The organism is Piscinibacter defluvii (genome assembly GCF_004011805.1).
Classification (GTDB): Bacteria; Pseudomonadota; Gammaproteobacteria; order Burkholderiales; family Burkholderiaceae_C; genus Piscinibacter; species Piscinibacter defluvii.
Window position 1 is genome coordinate 48,746 of record NZ_RCHJ01000023.1, and the last position, 15,125, is coordinate 63,870.

Consider the following 15,125-nt stretch of genomic DNA (forward strand, 5'->3'; position numbering starts at 1 on the left):
GGAAGGGCCGATGGACGACCTGCTGATCCGCCCCGCCGAGCCGCGCGACGCCGCCGCGCTGGCCGAGATCTACGCGCCCAGCGTGACGCAGCGGCCCACCTCGTTCGAGTTGCAGGCGCCCGATGCCGCCGAGATGGCCGCGCGCCTGCAGCGCGTGACCGCGACCTGGCCGTGGCTGGTGGCCGGGCAAGGCGGCGAGGTGCTGGGCTACTGCTACGCGAGCGCCTTTGCCGAGCGGCCGGCCTACCGCTGGTCGGTCACGACCACGGTCTACGTGCGCGATGCGGCGCAGCGTTGCGGCGTCGGCCGTGCGCTCTATGCGCGCCTCTTCGAGATGCTGCGCGCGCAGGGCGCCGTGATGGCGTACGCCGGCATCACGCTGCCCAACGAGGCGAGCATCGGCCTGCACCGGGCCGTGGGTTTCGAGCCGGTGGGCGTCTATCCGCGGGCCGGCTTCAAGCTCGGCCGCTGGTGGGACGTGGCCTGGTTCGGCCTGACCCTGCGTGCGCTCGCGCCCGACGAGCCGCCGGGCGAACTCCGGCCCTGGCAGGACGCGGCGCGGGCCTGATCAGGCGATCGTCGGCACCCCGTCGTGCCGGCGCGGCCGGTCGTGCAGGATCGCCTCGGTGACCATCGAGCGGTTGATGCGCCAGCGCGCCAGCAGATGGTCGAACACCAGGCGCTCGTCGCCCGAGACCTGGCCATCGGCCGTCAGCACGGCGGCCGCGAAGCGGCACACGAGCAGGCGCTCCTGCGCGTCGGTCACCGCGTCCAGCAGCTGGTCGATGTAGGCCTGGTCGCGCGCCCGCAGCCAGGAGCATTCCGCCAGCCCGGCGCCGATCTCGCGCACACATTCGCCGACCAGGGCCAGGAAATGGGCGCGCGGCAGGCCGAGGCGGGCGAAGGCGTCGAGTTCGTCCAGGGCCTGCAGCTCGCGCGGGTCGGCGCGGCCGTTGGCGGCCACCAGCAGCGCCAGCACGCGCACCGCGGCGATCGAGAGCGGCCTGGTTTCGTGGGTCGTCATCCTTGTCTCCTCCGCGCTGTCCTGCGCCCCATGGCGCACGGTCACCGGAACCGCCACAGAGCCGCGCGCGCCGGCGAAGTTCCCGGCATCGACGCCGAACGGCTTCCGGCTTGACGCCGCGCAACTGCGGCCGCGGGCCGCGCGACCCGCGCCGGGTCCCTCGGCAGAATCGCCGCCACGCCCCAACCGAGACGCAGACCACCGACGTGCCGCCGACGACCGCCGATGTTCCCCCCGCCGCGATCGACTGGCACGCGCTCGGTGCCGACGAGGCCCTGCGCCGCTGCGGCACCGACCCCGTGCGCGGGCTGGACGCGGCCGGTGCCGCGCGCCGGCTCGCCGAACACGGCCCCAACGCATTGCCCGAGGCGCCGCCGCGGCCGGCCTGGCGCACCTTCGTGCGCCAGTTCAGGAGCCCGCTGATCTACATCCTCTTCGCCGCCGCGGTGCTGGCGGTGGCGCTCGGTCACCATGGCGATGCCGGGGTGATCCTCGCGGTGGTGCTGGTCAATGCCGTGATCGGCAGCTTCCAGGAGGGCCGCGCCGAGCGCTCGATGGCCGCGCTGCGCCGCCTGTCCTCGCTGCACGTGCGCGTGCTGCGCGACGGCCGCGAGCAGGTGCTCGAAGCGCGCGAGCTGGTGCCGGGCGACCTGATGCTGCTGGCCGCCGGCGACGCGGTGGCCGCCGACGCACGCCTGGTCGAGGAGGCGCAGCTGCAGGTGGCCGAGGCCGCGTTGACCGGCGAATCGGTGCCGGTGGTCAAGTCGGTGGCGGCGGTGCCCGAGGCCACGGGCCTGGCCGACCGGCACGACATGGTCTATTCCGGCACGCACGTCACCGCCGGGCGTGCGCGGGCCGTGGTGGTGGCCACCGGCATCCACACCGAGGTCGGCCGCATCGCCGGCCTGACCGAACGTGCCGAGGAGCCCAGGACGCCGCTGGAGCGGCGCCTCGAGCAGTTCGGCCGCGCGCTGGCGGCGGCGGCGCTCGGGCTGTTCGTGCTCGTCGTGCTGCTCGGCCTGTGGCGCGCGCTGCCGCTGGCCGAGGTGCTGATGGTGGCGATCAGCCAGATGGTCTCGATGGTGCCCGAGGGCCTGCCGGTGGCGATGACGATCGCGCTGGCGGTGGGCATGCAGCGCATGGCCGCGCGCGGCGCGATCATCCGCCGTCTCGCGGCGGTGGAGACGCTCGGCTCCACCACGGTGATCTGCAGCGACAAGACCGGCACGCTGACGAAGAACGAGATGACCGCCGTCGAGCTGTGGCTGCCCGGCGCCGGCGGCGCGCACCGCGAGATCGCGGCCGGCGGCATCGGCTATGCGCCCGAGGGCACGCTGCTCGAGCACGGCCGCCCGGCCGACGTGCACGATGCCGCGTTGCGCGAGCTGATCGCCGCCGCCGCGCTGTGCAACGACGCCGAACTGCTGCCGCCGGAAGACGAACGCACCGCCTGGACGGTGCTCGGCGACCCCACCGAAGGGGCGCTGCTGGTGCTGGCCGGCAAGGCCGGCATCGGGCTCGCGGCGCTGCGCCGCGACGCGCCGCGCGAGGCCGAGCTGCCGTTCGACTCCGACACCAAGCTGATGGCCACGCGGCACCGCCTGGCCGGCCAGCCGCGCCATGTGTTCATCAAGGGCGCCCCCGAGGCCGTCCTGCGCCTGGCCGACGGGACCCACGATGCGACGCTGAACGCGGCGCGCCGCCAGGCCGAGGCCATGGCCGCACGCGCGCTGCGTGTGCTCGCCTTCGGCGCGGTCGACGACGATCCGCTCGACCCGGCCGACGGCTTCCAGGCGCTGGCCGGCCGTGTGCGCCTGCTCGGCCTGATCGGCCAGATCGACCCGCCGCGCGAGGAGGTGAAGCTGGCGGTGGCCGAGTGCCGCCGTGCCGGCATCCGCGCGGTGATGGTGACCGGCGACCACAAGCTCACCGGCCTCGCGATCGCGCGCGAGCTGGGCATCGCGCGGGAGGCGGACAGGGCGGTCGACGGCCCCGAGCTCGAGCGCATGGGCGAGGCCGAGCTGCGCGACGAGCTGCCCGGCATTGCCGTGTTCGCGCGTGTGCAGCCGGCGCAGAAGCTGCGCATCGTCGAGGCGCTGCAGGCGCGCGGCGACGTGGTGGCGATGACCGGCGACGGCGTCAACGACGCGCCCGCGCTGGCACGCGCCGATGTCGGCGTGGCGATGGGCATCACCGGCACCGAGGTGGCCAAGAGCGCGGCCAAGATCGTCGTCACCGACGACAACTTCGCCACCATCGTCGGCGCGGTGGAGGAAGGCCGGGTGGTCTACGGCAACCTGAAGAAGGTGATCCTGTACCTGTTCGCCACCTCGATGGCCGCGCTCGCGGTGCTGCTGCTGGCCCTGCTGACGGGCCTGCCGCTGCCGCTGGCGGCGGTGCAGATCCTGTGGATCAACATCGTCACCGAAGGCACGGTGACGGTGAACCTGGTGCTCGATCCGCCCGACGGCGAAGAGATGCGGCGCCACCCCGTGCCGCGCGACGACCGCCTGCTCGGCCCGGAGCTGCTGGCGCGCGTGGCGCTGATGACGCCGATGATCGCGGCCGTGACCTTCGGCTGGTTCACCTGGCGGATCTCGCAGGGGGCGCCCGAGATGCTGGTGCGATCGGAGACCTTCACCCTGCTGGCCATGTGCGCCTGGTTCAACGTGCTCAATTGCCAGAGCGCCACCGCCTCGGCCCTGGGCCCGCGGCTGCTGCGCAACCGCTGGCTGGCCGGCGGCCTGACGCTGAGCGTGGCGCTGCAGGCGGCCGTGCTGTACGTGCCGGCGATGAACACGCTGTTCCACACCGTGCCGCTGCCGCCGGCCTCGCTGCTGCCGCTGCTGGCGCTGGCCAGCCTGGTGCTGTGGGCGGAGGAACTGCGCAAGCTGGTCGTGCGCCGCACGCGCGGCACGCACCACGAGGCGGCGTGATGGGGCTGGTCGGGCTGGTGCTGCAGTTCCTGCTCTGCGCGGCGCTGATCGCCGGCGCCGGCTTCGTGCTCAGCCGCAGCGCCGACGCCCTGGCCGAGGCGCACGGCTGGGGCCGCGGCTGGGTCGGCCTGGCGCTGCTGGCCACCGTGACCTCGCTGCCCGAGCTGGCTTCGGGCGTGAGCGCGGTGGCGCTGGTGGGCGCGCCCAACCTCGCGGTGGGCAACGCACTCGGCGCCTGCGTGGTCAACCTGGCCTTCCTCGTCGTCGTCGACCTGCTGCAGCGCCACCAGCCCATGTACCACCTGGCCAGCGAAACGCATCTGCTGTCGGCCGGCTTTGGCGTGGTGATGCTGGGCTTCGTGGCGATGAGCCTGGTCACCGGCCGCGCGGCGCCGCAGTTCCTCGGCATCGGCCTGTACAGCCCGGCGCTGCTGGCGCTGTACCTGCTCGCGCTGCGCAGCGTGTTCGCGCACGAGCAGTCGGCGCGCCGGCGTGTGGCGGCGGCGGCGCCCGAGCGGGCCGCGCAGGCGGACGTGCGGCGCGAGTGGCGCCGCTTCGGCGCGGCGGCGCTGGTGGTGCTCGCCGCCGGCAGCTGGCTGCCGCAGGTGGCCGACGGGCTGTCGCGCTCGCTCGGGCTGTCGCGCAGCTTCGTCGGCACGGTGTTCATGGCGCTGGTGACCACGCTGCCCGAGATGGCCGTCACCGTGGCCGCGCTGCGCCTGGGCGCGCTCGACATGGCGATCGGCAACCTGCTCGGCAGCAACCTCTTCAACCTGACCATCCTCGCGATCGACGACCTGGCCTACCTGCCGGGGCCGCTGCTGGCGGACGTGTCGACCGCGCACGCCGGCACGGCCGCCACCGCGCTGGTGATGACCGGGCTGGTGATCGTCGGCCTGGTGATGCGGCCGCAGGGCCGGGTGCTGCGTGTCGCCAGCTGGGTCAGCGTCGGCCTGGTGGCCGCGTATGGCATCAATGCGGCGCTGATCTACCTGGCCGGGGCCTGACGGGGAGCAGCGACGATGTCCCCTCCCTGCGGCATGAGCGGCCGACGCCGCCGCCTGGATGCGCTGCCCGCGCAGCCGGTGTCCGCCGTGCGGTGGACGCCCACGCCGGCGGCCGCGCCGAGGGATTCGTGTCGCGCTGCGACCTGCTCCGCGCGATCGTGGCCGATCCGCCGCCGGACCTGAGGGGCTGAGCCACGGCCATGCACAACGCGTTCGAACAGTTCGCCCTGCTGCTGCTGATCTGCGCCCTGGCCGGCGCGCTGTTCGTGCGGCTGCGCCAGCCGGTACTGATCGCCTACATCGTGGTCGGCATTGCGGTCGGGCCGGCCGGCTTCGGGCTCGTCAGCGCGCACGACCAGGTCGACCTGCTCGCGCAGGTGGGCGTGGCGGTGCTGCTGTTCGCCGTCGGCCTCAAGCTCGACCTGCACCACATCCGCCACATCGGCCCGGTGGCGCTGGCCACCGGCCTCGGGCAGCTGGCCTTCACGATCGTGATCGGCTTCGCGTTGCTGCTGGCGTTGGGCAAGGGGCTGATGGACGCGATCTACGTCGCGGTGGCGCTGACCTTCTCCAGCACCATCATCATCGTCAAGCTGCTGTCCGACAAGCGCGAGCTCGACAGCCTGCACGGCCGCATCGCGGTGGGCTTCCTGATCGTGCAGGACCTGGCGGTGGTGGTCGCGATGATGGCCATGAGCGCGCTGCGCAGTGGCGCCGGCGACGCCTCGCTGGCCGACGTCGCGCTGTCGCTGGCCTGGCGCGTGGCCGTGGCGGCTGCGGCGCTGGCGGTGCTGATGCGCTGGGTGCTGCCGGCCGTGGTGGCGGCGATGGCACGCTCGCAGGAACTGCTGCTGGTGTTCGCGGTGGCCTGGGGCGTGGCGCTGGCCGCGCTGGGCGAATGGGCCGGCTTCAGCAAGGAGGCCGGCGCCTTCCTGGCCGGCTTCTCGCTTGCCTCCACGCCCTACCGCGAGGCGATGAACGCACGGCTGACGGGGCTGCGCGACTTCCTGCTGCTGTTCTTCTTCATCGACCTGGGCGCGCGGCTGGACTTCTCCACGCTCGGCGCGGAACTCGGCGCCGCGGCCGTGCTCTCGCTGTTCGTGCTGATCGGCAACCCGCTGATCGTGATGGGCATCATGGGCGTCATGGGATACCGCAAGCGCACCGGCTTCCTCGCCGGGCTGACGGTGGCGCAGATCAGCGAGTTCTCGATCGTCTTCGTGGCCATGGGCATCACGCTGGGTCATGTCGGCGTGCCGGCGCTGGGCTTGACCACGCTGGTGGGGCTGGTGACGATCACGGCGTCGACCTACATGATCCTGTACTCGCAGCCGCTGTACGAACGCCTCGCACCCTGGCTGGGTGTGTTCGAGCGCAGGCGCCCGTGGCGCGAGCTGGCTGCCGAGGCGCGAGACGACGACGGCCGGCCGCCGCAGGCGGTGGTGTTCGGCCTGGGTCGCTACGGCAGCCGCCTGCTGCGCCAGTTGCGCGACGCCGGCGTGCACGCGCTGGGGGTGGACTTCGACCCGGAGGCGGTGCGCGAGCTGCGCGCGCAGGGCCTGCCGGTGGAGTTCGGCGACGGCGAGGATCCGCAGTTCCTCGAGACGCTGCCGCTCGCGCGCTCGCCCTGGGTGATCACGACGCTGCCGCAGTGGGAGTCCAACCGCGCGCTGCTGCATGCCTTGCAGTCGGTGCACTACCGCGGCCGCGTGGCCGGCGCGGCGCGTGACGCACTGCATGCGCGCCTGCTCGCCGAGGCCGGCGTGGCACCGGTGCTCAACCCCTTCGACGACGCCGCCGACCACGCGGCACGCCATCTCGCGCAAGCGATCCGGCAAGAGGAGACGACCTCATGAACCCCACCGGCCCCGTGCTCGCCGCCACCGACTTCTCCCCACACGCCCGTCACGCCGCCGACCGCGCGGCACGCATCGCGCATGCGAAGGGCGCGCCGCTGGCGCTGCTGCACGTGCTGCCGGGCGAGGCGCTGGCGAGCCTGCGCCAGTGGCTGGGCGCGGCGAACGCGCCCGAGGCGCAGCTGACCGGCGACGCCCGCGAGCAGCTCCAGCGGCTGGCCACGGAGCTGGGTGCGGCACGCCACGTCGAGGTGGCCTGCAGCGTCACGGCCGGGCCGCCGGTGGACGAGATCCTGCGCGAGGCCGAGCGGCTCGATGCGCGGCTGATCGTGCTCGGCGCGCGTGGCATCGGCTTCCTGCGCCGCCTGGTGCTCGGCACCACCGCCGAGCGACTGCTGCGCCGCACGGCGCGCCCGCTGCTGGTGGTGCGCCAGACCCCGCACGAGCCCTACCGGCGCGTGCTGGTGGCGCTGGACTTCTCGCCCTGGTCGGGCCAGGCGCTGGCGCTGGCGCGGCGCATCGCGCCGCATGCGCAGCTGGTGCTGTTCAGCGCCTTCGAGGTGCCCTTTGGGGAGAAGCTGCGCTTCGCCGGCGTCGATGCGGCCACCATCGAGGCCTACCGCCGCAAGGCGCGGGCCGATGCGACGCAGGCGGTGCACCGCCTCGCCGCGGCGGCCGGCCTGAAGCCCGCGCAGTGGCAGGCTTGCGTGGTCGAGGGTGACGCCTCGCTGCGCCTGGTGGAGAAGGAACAGGAGCTCGACTGCGACCTCGTCGTGCTCGGCAAGCACGGCATCGCGGCCACGGTCGACCTGCTGCTGGGCAGCGTCACCAAGCACGTGCTCGCGGAGGGCAGCACCGACGTGGCCGTGTCCACCGCGCAGGAGCCATGACGCCGGCGTTCGCGCTGCCCTGGCGTGCGCTCGGCTGCATTGCCGCGGCCGCCGCCGTGCACGCTGCCGCGCCGCCGCCCGAGGCGCTGCGCGCCGGGCTGGCGCTGTTCGTGCTGATCGGCGGGCTGTGGATGACGCAGGCGCTGCACCTGAGCGTCACCGCGCTGCTGGTGCCGCTGCTGGCGGCGCTGGCCGGCCTGATGGACCTGCGTGGAGCGCTCGCCTCGTTCGCGCACCCGGTGATCTTTCTCTTCCTCGGCAGCTTCGCGCTCGCCGCCGCGCTGCAGCAGCAGGGGCTGGACCGCGCGCTCGCCGCGGCGATGCTGCGCGCGGCCGGCGGGCGGCGCGCGCGCGCCGTGGCGCTGCTGTTCGTGCTGACGGCGCTGCTCTCGATGTGGATCAGCAACACCGCGACGGTGGCGATGATGCTGCCCCTGGCGCTCGCGCTGCTGGCTTCGGGCGACGCCCGGGAGCCGCCGGGCGCGCGTGAGCAGGCCTTCGTGCTGCTCGGGGTGGCCTACAGCGCCAGCATCGGCGGCATCGGCACCCTGGTGGGGAGCCCGCCCAACGCCATCGCGGCGGCGCAGGCCGGCATCGGCTTCACGCAGTGGCTTGCCTTCGGGCTGCCGCTGGTGCTCGTGCTGCTGCCGCTGATGGCCGCGGTGCTCTACGCGCTGCTGCGGCCGCGGCTGGCCGGACACATTGCGCTGGCGCAGGACGAGCCGCTCGAGTGGACCGCGCCGCGGCGCTGGACGCTCGCCGTCTTCGTGCTCACGGCCGGCGGCTGGGTGGCCGGCGCGCCGCTGGCGCGGGCGCTGGGCATCACCGCCGACATCGACAGCCTGGTGGCGCTGGCAGCGATCGTCGCGCTGGTGGCCGGCGGCGCGATCGGCTGGACGCAGGTGGAGCGGCACGCGCACTGGAGCGTGCTGCTCCTGTTCGGCGGCGGCCTCGCGCTCAGCGAGGTCATGGCGGCCAGCGGAGCGAGCCGCTGGCTCGCCGATGCCGTCGTGGCGCAGGTGCAGGGCGTGCCGGCGTGGCTGGTGATCGTCGCGGTGGTGACCTTCGTGGTCTTCCTGACCGAACTGGTCAGCAACACCGCCAGCGCCGCGCTGCTCGTGCCCATCTTCATGGGCGTGGCCTCGGCGCTCGGGCTGCCGCCGGTCATGCTGGCGGCGGCCATCGCCGCCTCGGCCTCCTGCGCCTTCATGCTGCCGGTGGCCACGCCGCCCAACGCGATCGTCTTCGCCACCGAGCAGGTGCCCCAGGCCACGATGATGCGCTGCGGCCTGGTGCTCAACCTCGTGTGCATCGCGGTCATCGCCGGCCTGGCCGCGCTGGCGTTCGGCTGACGACCGCTGCGCTACAGCCGGCCGCCCAGCGGCGGCGGCAGCGCATCGCCGGCCTGGCGGCGCCGGAACAGCGCGGCGCGTGCCAGCACGATGGTGGTCACCGGCGCGGTGATCGACAGCACGATGATCACCAGCCAGACGTGCAGCGCGAGTCCACCGCCACGGGTGCTGAAGTGGATGATCGACGCCAACGTGACGATCCAGGCCGCCAGCGTGGAGGCCAGCGCCGGCGCATGCATGCGCGCGAAGAAGTCGGGCAGGCGCGCCAGGCCCAGCGCGGCCACCAGCACCACGGCGCCGCTGGCCAGCAGCAGCAGCGCGACAGCGATCTCGGCCGGCGGCGGCATCATTCGATCGCCTCGCCGCGCAGCAGGAACTTGGCCAGCGCCACCGAGCCGACGAAGCCGAACAGCACCATCAGCAGCGCGCCTTCGAAGTACATCCGGCTGTCGTAGCGGACCGCCAGCACCAGCATCACCAGCATGCCGACGATGTAGAGGAAGTCGAGCGCCAGCACGCGGTCCTGCGCGCTCGGGCCGCGCGCCACGCGCAGCAGCCCGATGGCCATGGCCAGCACGTACAGCACCAGCGTCGCGTCGATCGCCAGGGCGAGGAAGGGGCTCATTCGAAGATCTCCTTCAGCGGCATCTCGTAGTCGGTGCGGAAGTGGGCGAGGAAGGCCGCCTCGTCGTCGAGATCGAACACATGCATCAGCAGCGCGCTGCGGTCGGGTGCCAGCTCGCACCACACGGTGCCGGGCACCACGGCGGTGATCATCGCCAGCGCGGCCAGCGCGTGTTCGTCGCGCAGCGCCAGCGGCACGACGACAAAGGTGCCGCGCGGCGGCTGGCGGCGCGAGCGCAGCACGCCGCGCGCCACGTCGAGCGCCGAGCGCAGCACGTCGCGGCCGACGCGCAGGATCAGCCGCACCAGCACGCCGATGCGCCGCAGCGGCCCGGGCCGCGGGCGCAGCGGCTGCGCCAGCAGCGGCATCACCACCGCCACCAGCAGGCCGAGCAGCAGCTGGCCGGGGCTGGTACTGCGCGTCAGCAGCAGCCAGCCGCCGAACAGGCCGAGCGAGAGCCAGGGCGAGGGCAGCCAGCGCTTCATGGCGCGGCTCCCGCGGCGCGCAACACCGGGCGCGTGCCCAGCACCGCGTCGATGTAGCGCTGCGGCTCGTGGAGCGCCTGCGCGGCCTCGCGCGTGTAGCCGAGCATGGCCTCGCCGTGCAGCACCAGCGCGACCAGCGCCGCCACCAGCGCCGCCACCGGCAGCGTCTCGGCGACGCGCAGCCGTGGCGCCGGGGCGTCGCCGGCGGTCCAGAAGTGGCGGATGCCCACGCGCATCAGCGCCGTGGCGGCCAGCAGGCCGGAGGCGATCAGCAGCCCGAAGAGCGCCCAGCTGCGGCCCGAGCCGATCTCCAGCAGCGTGGTCAGCATCGCCAGCTTGGCGACGAAACCGGCCAGCGGCGGCAGCCCGGCCACCACCAGCGCGCAGACGGTGAACGAGACGCCGAGGAAGGCCAGCGCGGCGGGGATGGCGCGGCCGATCAGCGCTTCCTCGTTGTCGTCGAGGTTGGTGCTCGGCGGCGGCTCGGCGTCGAAGAACACCGGCAGCGCGTCGTTGCCGTCGTCGAGCTGCGCCGGGCCGAGCTCGACCTGCCGGCTGCGCTCGAGCAGCTCGACGAGCAGGAACATTGCCGCGCTGGCGAGCGTGGAGGTGGCGAGGTAGAACAGCGCGCCGCCGGTCAGCGCCGGCTGGCCGAAGCCGATCGCCGCCACCAGCGTGCCCGACGAGGCGATCACGCTGAAGCCGGCCAGCCGCGCGAACTGCTGCGCGGCCAGCATGCCGACGGCGCCGAAGGCCAGCGTGGCCAGGCCGCCCCACACCATCACCTCGCCGCCGAAGCCGGCCGAGGCGCCGGCGCTGGCCGGGAAGCACAGCGTCCACAGCCGCAGCAGCGCGTAGACGCCGACCTTGGTGAGGATGGCGAACACCGCCGCGGCCGGCGCGCTGGCCGCGGCGTAGGCCGGCGGCAGCCAGAAGTTCAGCGGCCAGACCGCCACCTTGGCGAGGAAGGCCACCGCCAGGATGGCCGCGCCGGCGTGCAGCAGGCCGCGGTCGCTGGCCGGCACCAGCGGCAGCTTGTGGGCGATGTCGGCCATGTTCAGCGTGCCGGTCACGCCGTACAGCACCGCCACGCCGATCAGGAACAGCAGCGAGGCCACCAGGTTGATGGCGATGTAGTGCAGCCCGGCGCGCACCCGCGCCATGCCCCCGCCGTGCAGCAGCAGCCCGTAGCTGGCCGCCAGCAGCACCTCGAAGAAGACGAACAGGTTGAACAGGTCGGCGGTCAGGAAGGCGCCGTACAGGCCCATCAGCTGCAGCTGGAACAGCACGTGGAAGTACACGCCGGCGTGCTGCCAGCGCGCCAGCGCGTAGAGCAGCGCGGCCAGGCCCACCGCGCCGGCGAGCACCGCCATCAGCGCCGAGAGCCGGTCGGCCACCAGCACGATGCCGAAGGGCACCGGCCAGTTGCCCGGCAGGTAGACGGCGAAGGCCGACGGTGCCGACGCCGCGTCCACGCGCAGCAGCAGCGCCACCGCGAACGCCAGGCCGAGCGCCGCCGAGGCCAGGTTGAGCACCGCCTTCAGGCCGCGCCGGCCTTCGCCGAGCAGCAGCATCAGCGCGGCGGTGGCCAACGGCAGCAGCACCGGCGCGACCACCAGGTGCTCGGGGCCGAAGGGCAGCGTCATGGCGCCTCCTCCTCGCCGTCGACATGGTCGCCGCCGGACAGGCCGCGCAGCGCCAGCAGCACGACCAGGAACAGCGCCGTGGTGGCGAAGCCGATGACGATCGCGGTGAGCACCAGCGACTGCGGCAGCGGGTCGCTGTAGTGCGCCAGGTCGGCCGGCACGCCGGGCGCGACGATGGGTTCGGCGTCGATCGCCAGGCTGCCGACGCTGAAGATGAAGAGGTTGACCGCGTAGGACAGCAGCGACAGGCCGATCAGCACCTGGAAGGTCCGCGGGCGCAGCACCAGCCACACGCCGGCGCTGGCCAGCACGCCCACCGCGAGCGAGATGATCATCTCCATCAGGCCTGCTCCTCGTGATCGTCGGCGGCGGCCTGCTGGCGGCGCGCGCGCAGCGACTGGTGCGCGATGGCCGTCAGCAGCAGCAGCGTGGAGCCGACCACCACGGCGAACACGCCGAGGTCGAACAGCGCGGCAGTGGGCAGGTGCACCTCGCCGACCAGCGGCCAGTGCACATGGGCGGTGTGCGTGGTCAGGAAGGGGTAGCCCAGCGCCAGCGAGCCCAGCCCGGTGGCCAGCGCGGCGGCCAGGCCGAAGGCGATCCAGCGCGGTGGCAGCAGGCGCAGGCGCGCCTCCACCCAGCGCGTGCCGCCGACCATGTACTGCGCGATGAAGGCGATCGCCACCACCAGCCCGGCGACGAAGCCACCGCCCGGCTCGTTGTGGCCGCGCATGAAGAGATGGAACGCGAACACGAAGGCCACCGGCAGCAGCAGCCGCACCAGCACCGCCGGCACCTCGAGGTAACGCTGCGCGGCCTCGCCCTCACCCTCGCTCTGCAGGTCGCTCACCGCGCTGGCGGGGATGACACGCTGCTGCGCCGGCCGGTCGATCACCTCCTGCGGCGGGCGGAAGCGCCGCAGCAGCGCATAGACGGTGATGCCGACGATGCCCAGCACGGTGATCTCGCCCAGCGTGTCGAAGGCGCGGAAGTCGACCAGCATCACGTTGACCACGTTGGTGCCGCCGCCGCCGGGCAGCGCGTTCTCGAGGAAGAAGGGCGAGATCGACAGCGGCGCATGGCGCGTCAGCAGCGCATACGAGAGCACCGACAGCCCGACGCCGACCAGCAGCGCCAGCACCAGGTCGCGCCGGCGCCGCCAGCGGGCACGCAGCGTGGTGCGCGGGTCGTCTTCCTCGACGCGCTTGGGCATCCAGCGCAGGCCGAGCAGGAACAGCACCATGGTCACCACCTCCACGGCGAGCTGCGTGAGCGCGAGGTCGGGCGCGGAGAACCAGGCGAAGGTGATGCACAGCACCAGGCCGACCACCGACAGCAGGGTCAGCGCAGCGAGGCGGTGGAACTTGGCCTGCCAGGCCGCACCGATGGCGCAGGCGCCGGCGATCAGCCACAGCGCCACGAACTCCGGCGTGGCCGGCACGCGCGCGCGGTCGCCCCAGGCGAGCGGCACGATCAGCGCCGAGCCGAGGCCGGCCAGGCCGGCGATCACGAACATCATCAGCAGCTGCGGCTGCAGCCGCCGCGTGCCCAGCCAGCGCACGGCGCGGCGCGCCAGGTCGCTGGCCAGCGCGAGTGTGGCGTGGAACAGGCGCTGGCCATCCAGCGCGCCGATCAGCGCCGCGCCACGCCGGGTGCGCCGGCGCAGCCGCTCGGCGAACAGCAGGTACACCAGCACGCCGCCGGCGCTGGCCACTAGGCTCATCACGAGCGGCTCGTTGAAGCCGTGCCACAGCGCGAGGCTGTAGTCGGGCAGCCTGCCGCCGACCACCGGCGTGGCCGCCGTGGCGAGCATCGGCCCGATCGACCAGGCCGGCAGCGTGCCCACCACCACGCAGGCCAGCACCAGCAGCTCAACCGGCACGCGCATCCAGTGCACCGGCTCGTGCGGCTGGCGCGGGCAATCGCCCGAGGTGGGGCCGAAGAACACGTCGTGACCGAAGCGCAGCGAGTACACCACCGCGAACACGCCGGCCAGCGTGGCCGCCGCCGGCAGCAGGATCTCCACCGACGGGTGCGCCGTGACGAACACCGTCTCGGCGAAGAACATCTCCTTGGAGAGGAAACCGTTGAGCAGCGGCACGCCGGCCATCGCCGCGCAGGCCACGATGGCCAGCGTGCCGGTGACGGGCATGGCGCGGAACAGGCCGTCGAGGCGGCGCATGTCGCGTGTGCCGGTCTCGTGGTCGATGATGCCCACCGACATGAACAGCGAGGCCTTGAAGGTCGCGTGGTTCATCATGTGGAAGACCGCCGCCACCGCGGCCAGCGGGCTGTTCAGCCCGAGCAGCAGCGTGATCAGCCCGAGGTGGCTGATGGTCGAATACGCCAGCAGGCCCTTCAGGTCGTTCTGGAACATCGCCGCGTAGGCACCGAGCAGCAGCGTCGCCAGGCCCGCGCCGCCGACGATCCAGAACCAGGCCTCGCTGCCGGCCAGCACCGGCCACAGCCGCGCGAGCAGGAACACGCCGGCCTTCACCATCGTCGCCGAGTGCAGGTAGGCCGACACCGGCGTGGGCGCGGCCATCGCATGCGGCAGCCAGAAGTGGAACGGGAACTGCGCGCTCTTGGTCAGCGCGCCCAGCAGCACCAGGCCGAGCGCGAGCGGGTAGAGCGCATGGGCACGCACCGCCTCGCCGGCGGCCAGCACCACGTCGAGCTCGTGGCTGCCGGCGATGTGGCCGATCAGCAGCACGCCGGCCAGCAGCGCCAGCCCACCGGTGGCGGTGACGGTGAAGGCCATGCGCGCGCCGCGGCGGGCGTCCTTGCGGTGCGTCCAGTAGCCGATCAGCAGGAACGAGAACACGCTGGTCAGTTCCCAGAACACCACCAGCTGCACCAGGTTGCCCGACACCACCACGCCGAGCATCGCGCCCATGAAGCCGAGCAGCAGCGAGTAGAAGCGCGCCGCCGGGTCCTCCGGCGAGAGGTAGTAGCGCGCGTAGACCACCACCAGCAGGCCCATGCCGCTGACCAGCATCGCGAACATCCAGGCGAAGCCGTCGAGGCGCACCACGATGTCCAGCCCCAGGCTGGGCAGCCAGGCGAGGCGTTCGCTCAGCACCGTGCCCGAGGCCACCTCGGGGTAGAGCAATGCCAGCGGCACCGCCACGGCGAGCGCCACCGCGGCCGCCCACGACGACTCGAGGTTGCGCGCATTGGTCGGCAGCAGCGCCGCGACGACGGCGCCGACGAAGGGCAGCAGCAGGATCAGCAGCAGCGGCATGGCGGGCGATTCTAGGAAGGCCCACCCGCCCCGCCGGCGCGCCGGGGCACCGGCCGGGAC

The 15,125-nt window shown here is 73.4% G+C and carries 13 protein-coding genes; 6 read left to right on the forward strand and 7 right to left on the reverse strand.

Annotated elements, in window-relative coordinates; genetic code table 11:
* Window positions 1-10: 10 nt before the first annotated feature.
* On the forward strand, window positions 11-568 hold the full coding sequence (locus D9C15_RS27285) for a GNAT family N-acetyltransferase (protein ID WP_205854918.1): 558 nt from the start codon (window positions 11-13) through the stop codon (window positions 566-568).
* Here D9C15_RS27285 and D9C15_RS27290 read toward each other — a convergent pair whose 3' ends face one another.
* Entirely contained in the window at window positions 569-1,024 is a 456-nt protein-coding gene (locus D9C15_RS27290) for a hypothetical protein (RefSeq protein WP_240668614.1), read from the reverse strand.
* Between the two features lie 206 nt (window positions 1,025-1,230).
* On the opposite strand from D9C15_RS27290, the gene D9C15_RS27295 reads away from it, so the two are divergent.
* From D9C15_RS27295 to D9C15_RS27315, 5 genes are all read left to right on the forward strand, one after another.
* Complete coding sequence (locus D9C15_RS27295; RefSeq protein ID WP_128002084.1) at window positions 1,231-3,960, forward strand: cation-translocating P-type ATPase; 2,730 nt, start codon at window positions 1,231-1,233, stop codon at window positions 3,958-3,960.
* Window positions 3,960-4,967, forward strand: coding sequence for a sodium:calcium antiporter (locus D9C15_RS27300; RefSeq protein WP_128002189.1), 1,008 nt, complete (start codon window positions 3,960-3,962; stop codon window positions 4,965-4,967). The genes D9C15_RS27295 and D9C15_RS27300 overlap by 1 nt, the downstream gene beginning before the upstream one ends.
* Window positions 4,968-5,167: 200 nt before the next feature.
* Window positions 5,168-6,823, forward strand: coding sequence for a cation:proton antiporter (locus tag D9C15_RS27305; RefSeq protein WP_128002086.1), 1,656 nt, complete (start codon window positions 5,168-5,170; stop codon window positions 6,821-6,823).
* Window positions 6,820-7,713 (forward strand): universal stress protein, encoded by an 894-nt coding sequence (locus D9C15_RS27310; RefSeq protein ID WP_128002088.1) that lies wholly within the window; start codon window positions 6,820-6,822, stop codon window positions 7,711-7,713. The genes D9C15_RS27305 and D9C15_RS27310 overlap by 4 nt, the downstream gene beginning before the upstream one ends.
* Window positions 7,710-9,065, forward strand: coding sequence for an SLC13 family permease (locus D9C15_RS27315; RefSeq protein ID WP_128002090.1), 1,356 nt, complete (start codon window positions 7,710-7,712; stop codon window positions 9,063-9,065). Before D9C15_RS27310 ends, D9C15_RS27315 begins: the two co-directional genes overlap by 4 nt.
* Before the next feature lie 11 nt (window positions 9,066-9,076).
* On the opposite strand, the gene mnhG is transcribed toward D9C15_RS27315, so the two are convergent.
* The 6 genes from mnhG to D9C15_RS27345 are packed head-to-tail and all read right to left on the reverse strand — an operon-like array spanning window position 9,077 to window position 15,065.
* A complete protein-coding gene (mnhG, locus tag D9C15_RS27320) occupies window positions 9,077-9,415 on the reverse strand; it encodes a monovalent cation/H(+) antiporter subunit G (RefSeq protein ID WP_310734512.1) in 339 nt (112 codons plus the stop codon).
* On the reverse strand, window positions 9,412-9,690 hold the full coding sequence (locus D9C15_RS27325; RefSeq protein ID WP_128002092.1) for a K+/H+ antiporter subunit F: 279 nt from the start codon (window positions 9,688-9,690) through the stop codon (window positions 9,412-9,414). Before D9C15_RS27325 ends, mnhG begins: the two co-directional genes overlap by 4 nt.
* On the reverse strand, window positions 9,687-10,175 hold the full coding sequence (locus tag D9C15_RS27330) for a Na+/H+ antiporter subunit E (protein WP_128002094.1): 489 nt from the start codon (window positions 10,173-10,175) through the stop codon (window positions 9,687-9,689). Before D9C15_RS27330 ends, D9C15_RS27325 begins: the two co-directional genes overlap by 4 nt.
* Entirely contained in the window at window positions 10,172-11,821 is a 1,650-nt protein-coding gene (locus D9C15_RS27335; protein WP_128002096.1) for a monovalent cation/H+ antiporter subunit D, read from the reverse strand. The genes D9C15_RS27330 and D9C15_RS27335 overlap by 4 nt, the downstream gene beginning before the upstream one ends.
* The gene (locus tag D9C15_RS27340) at window positions 11,818-12,162 is read right to left on the reverse strand and encodes a Na+/H+ antiporter subunit C (RefSeq protein WP_128002098.1); all 345 of its coding nucleotides are present in this window, start codon (window positions 12,160-12,162) and stop codon (window positions 11,818-11,820) included. The genes D9C15_RS27335 and D9C15_RS27340 overlap by 4 nt, the downstream gene beginning before the upstream one ends.
* Window positions 12,162-15,065, reverse strand: a complete 2,904-nt coding sequence (locus D9C15_RS27345) for a monovalent cation/H+ antiporter subunit A (protein ID WP_128002100.1) — start codon at window positions 15,063-15,065, stop codon at window positions 12,162-12,164. Before D9C15_RS27345 ends, D9C15_RS27340 begins: the two co-directional genes overlap by 1 nt.
* Window positions 15,066-15,125: the final 60 nt, after the last annotated feature.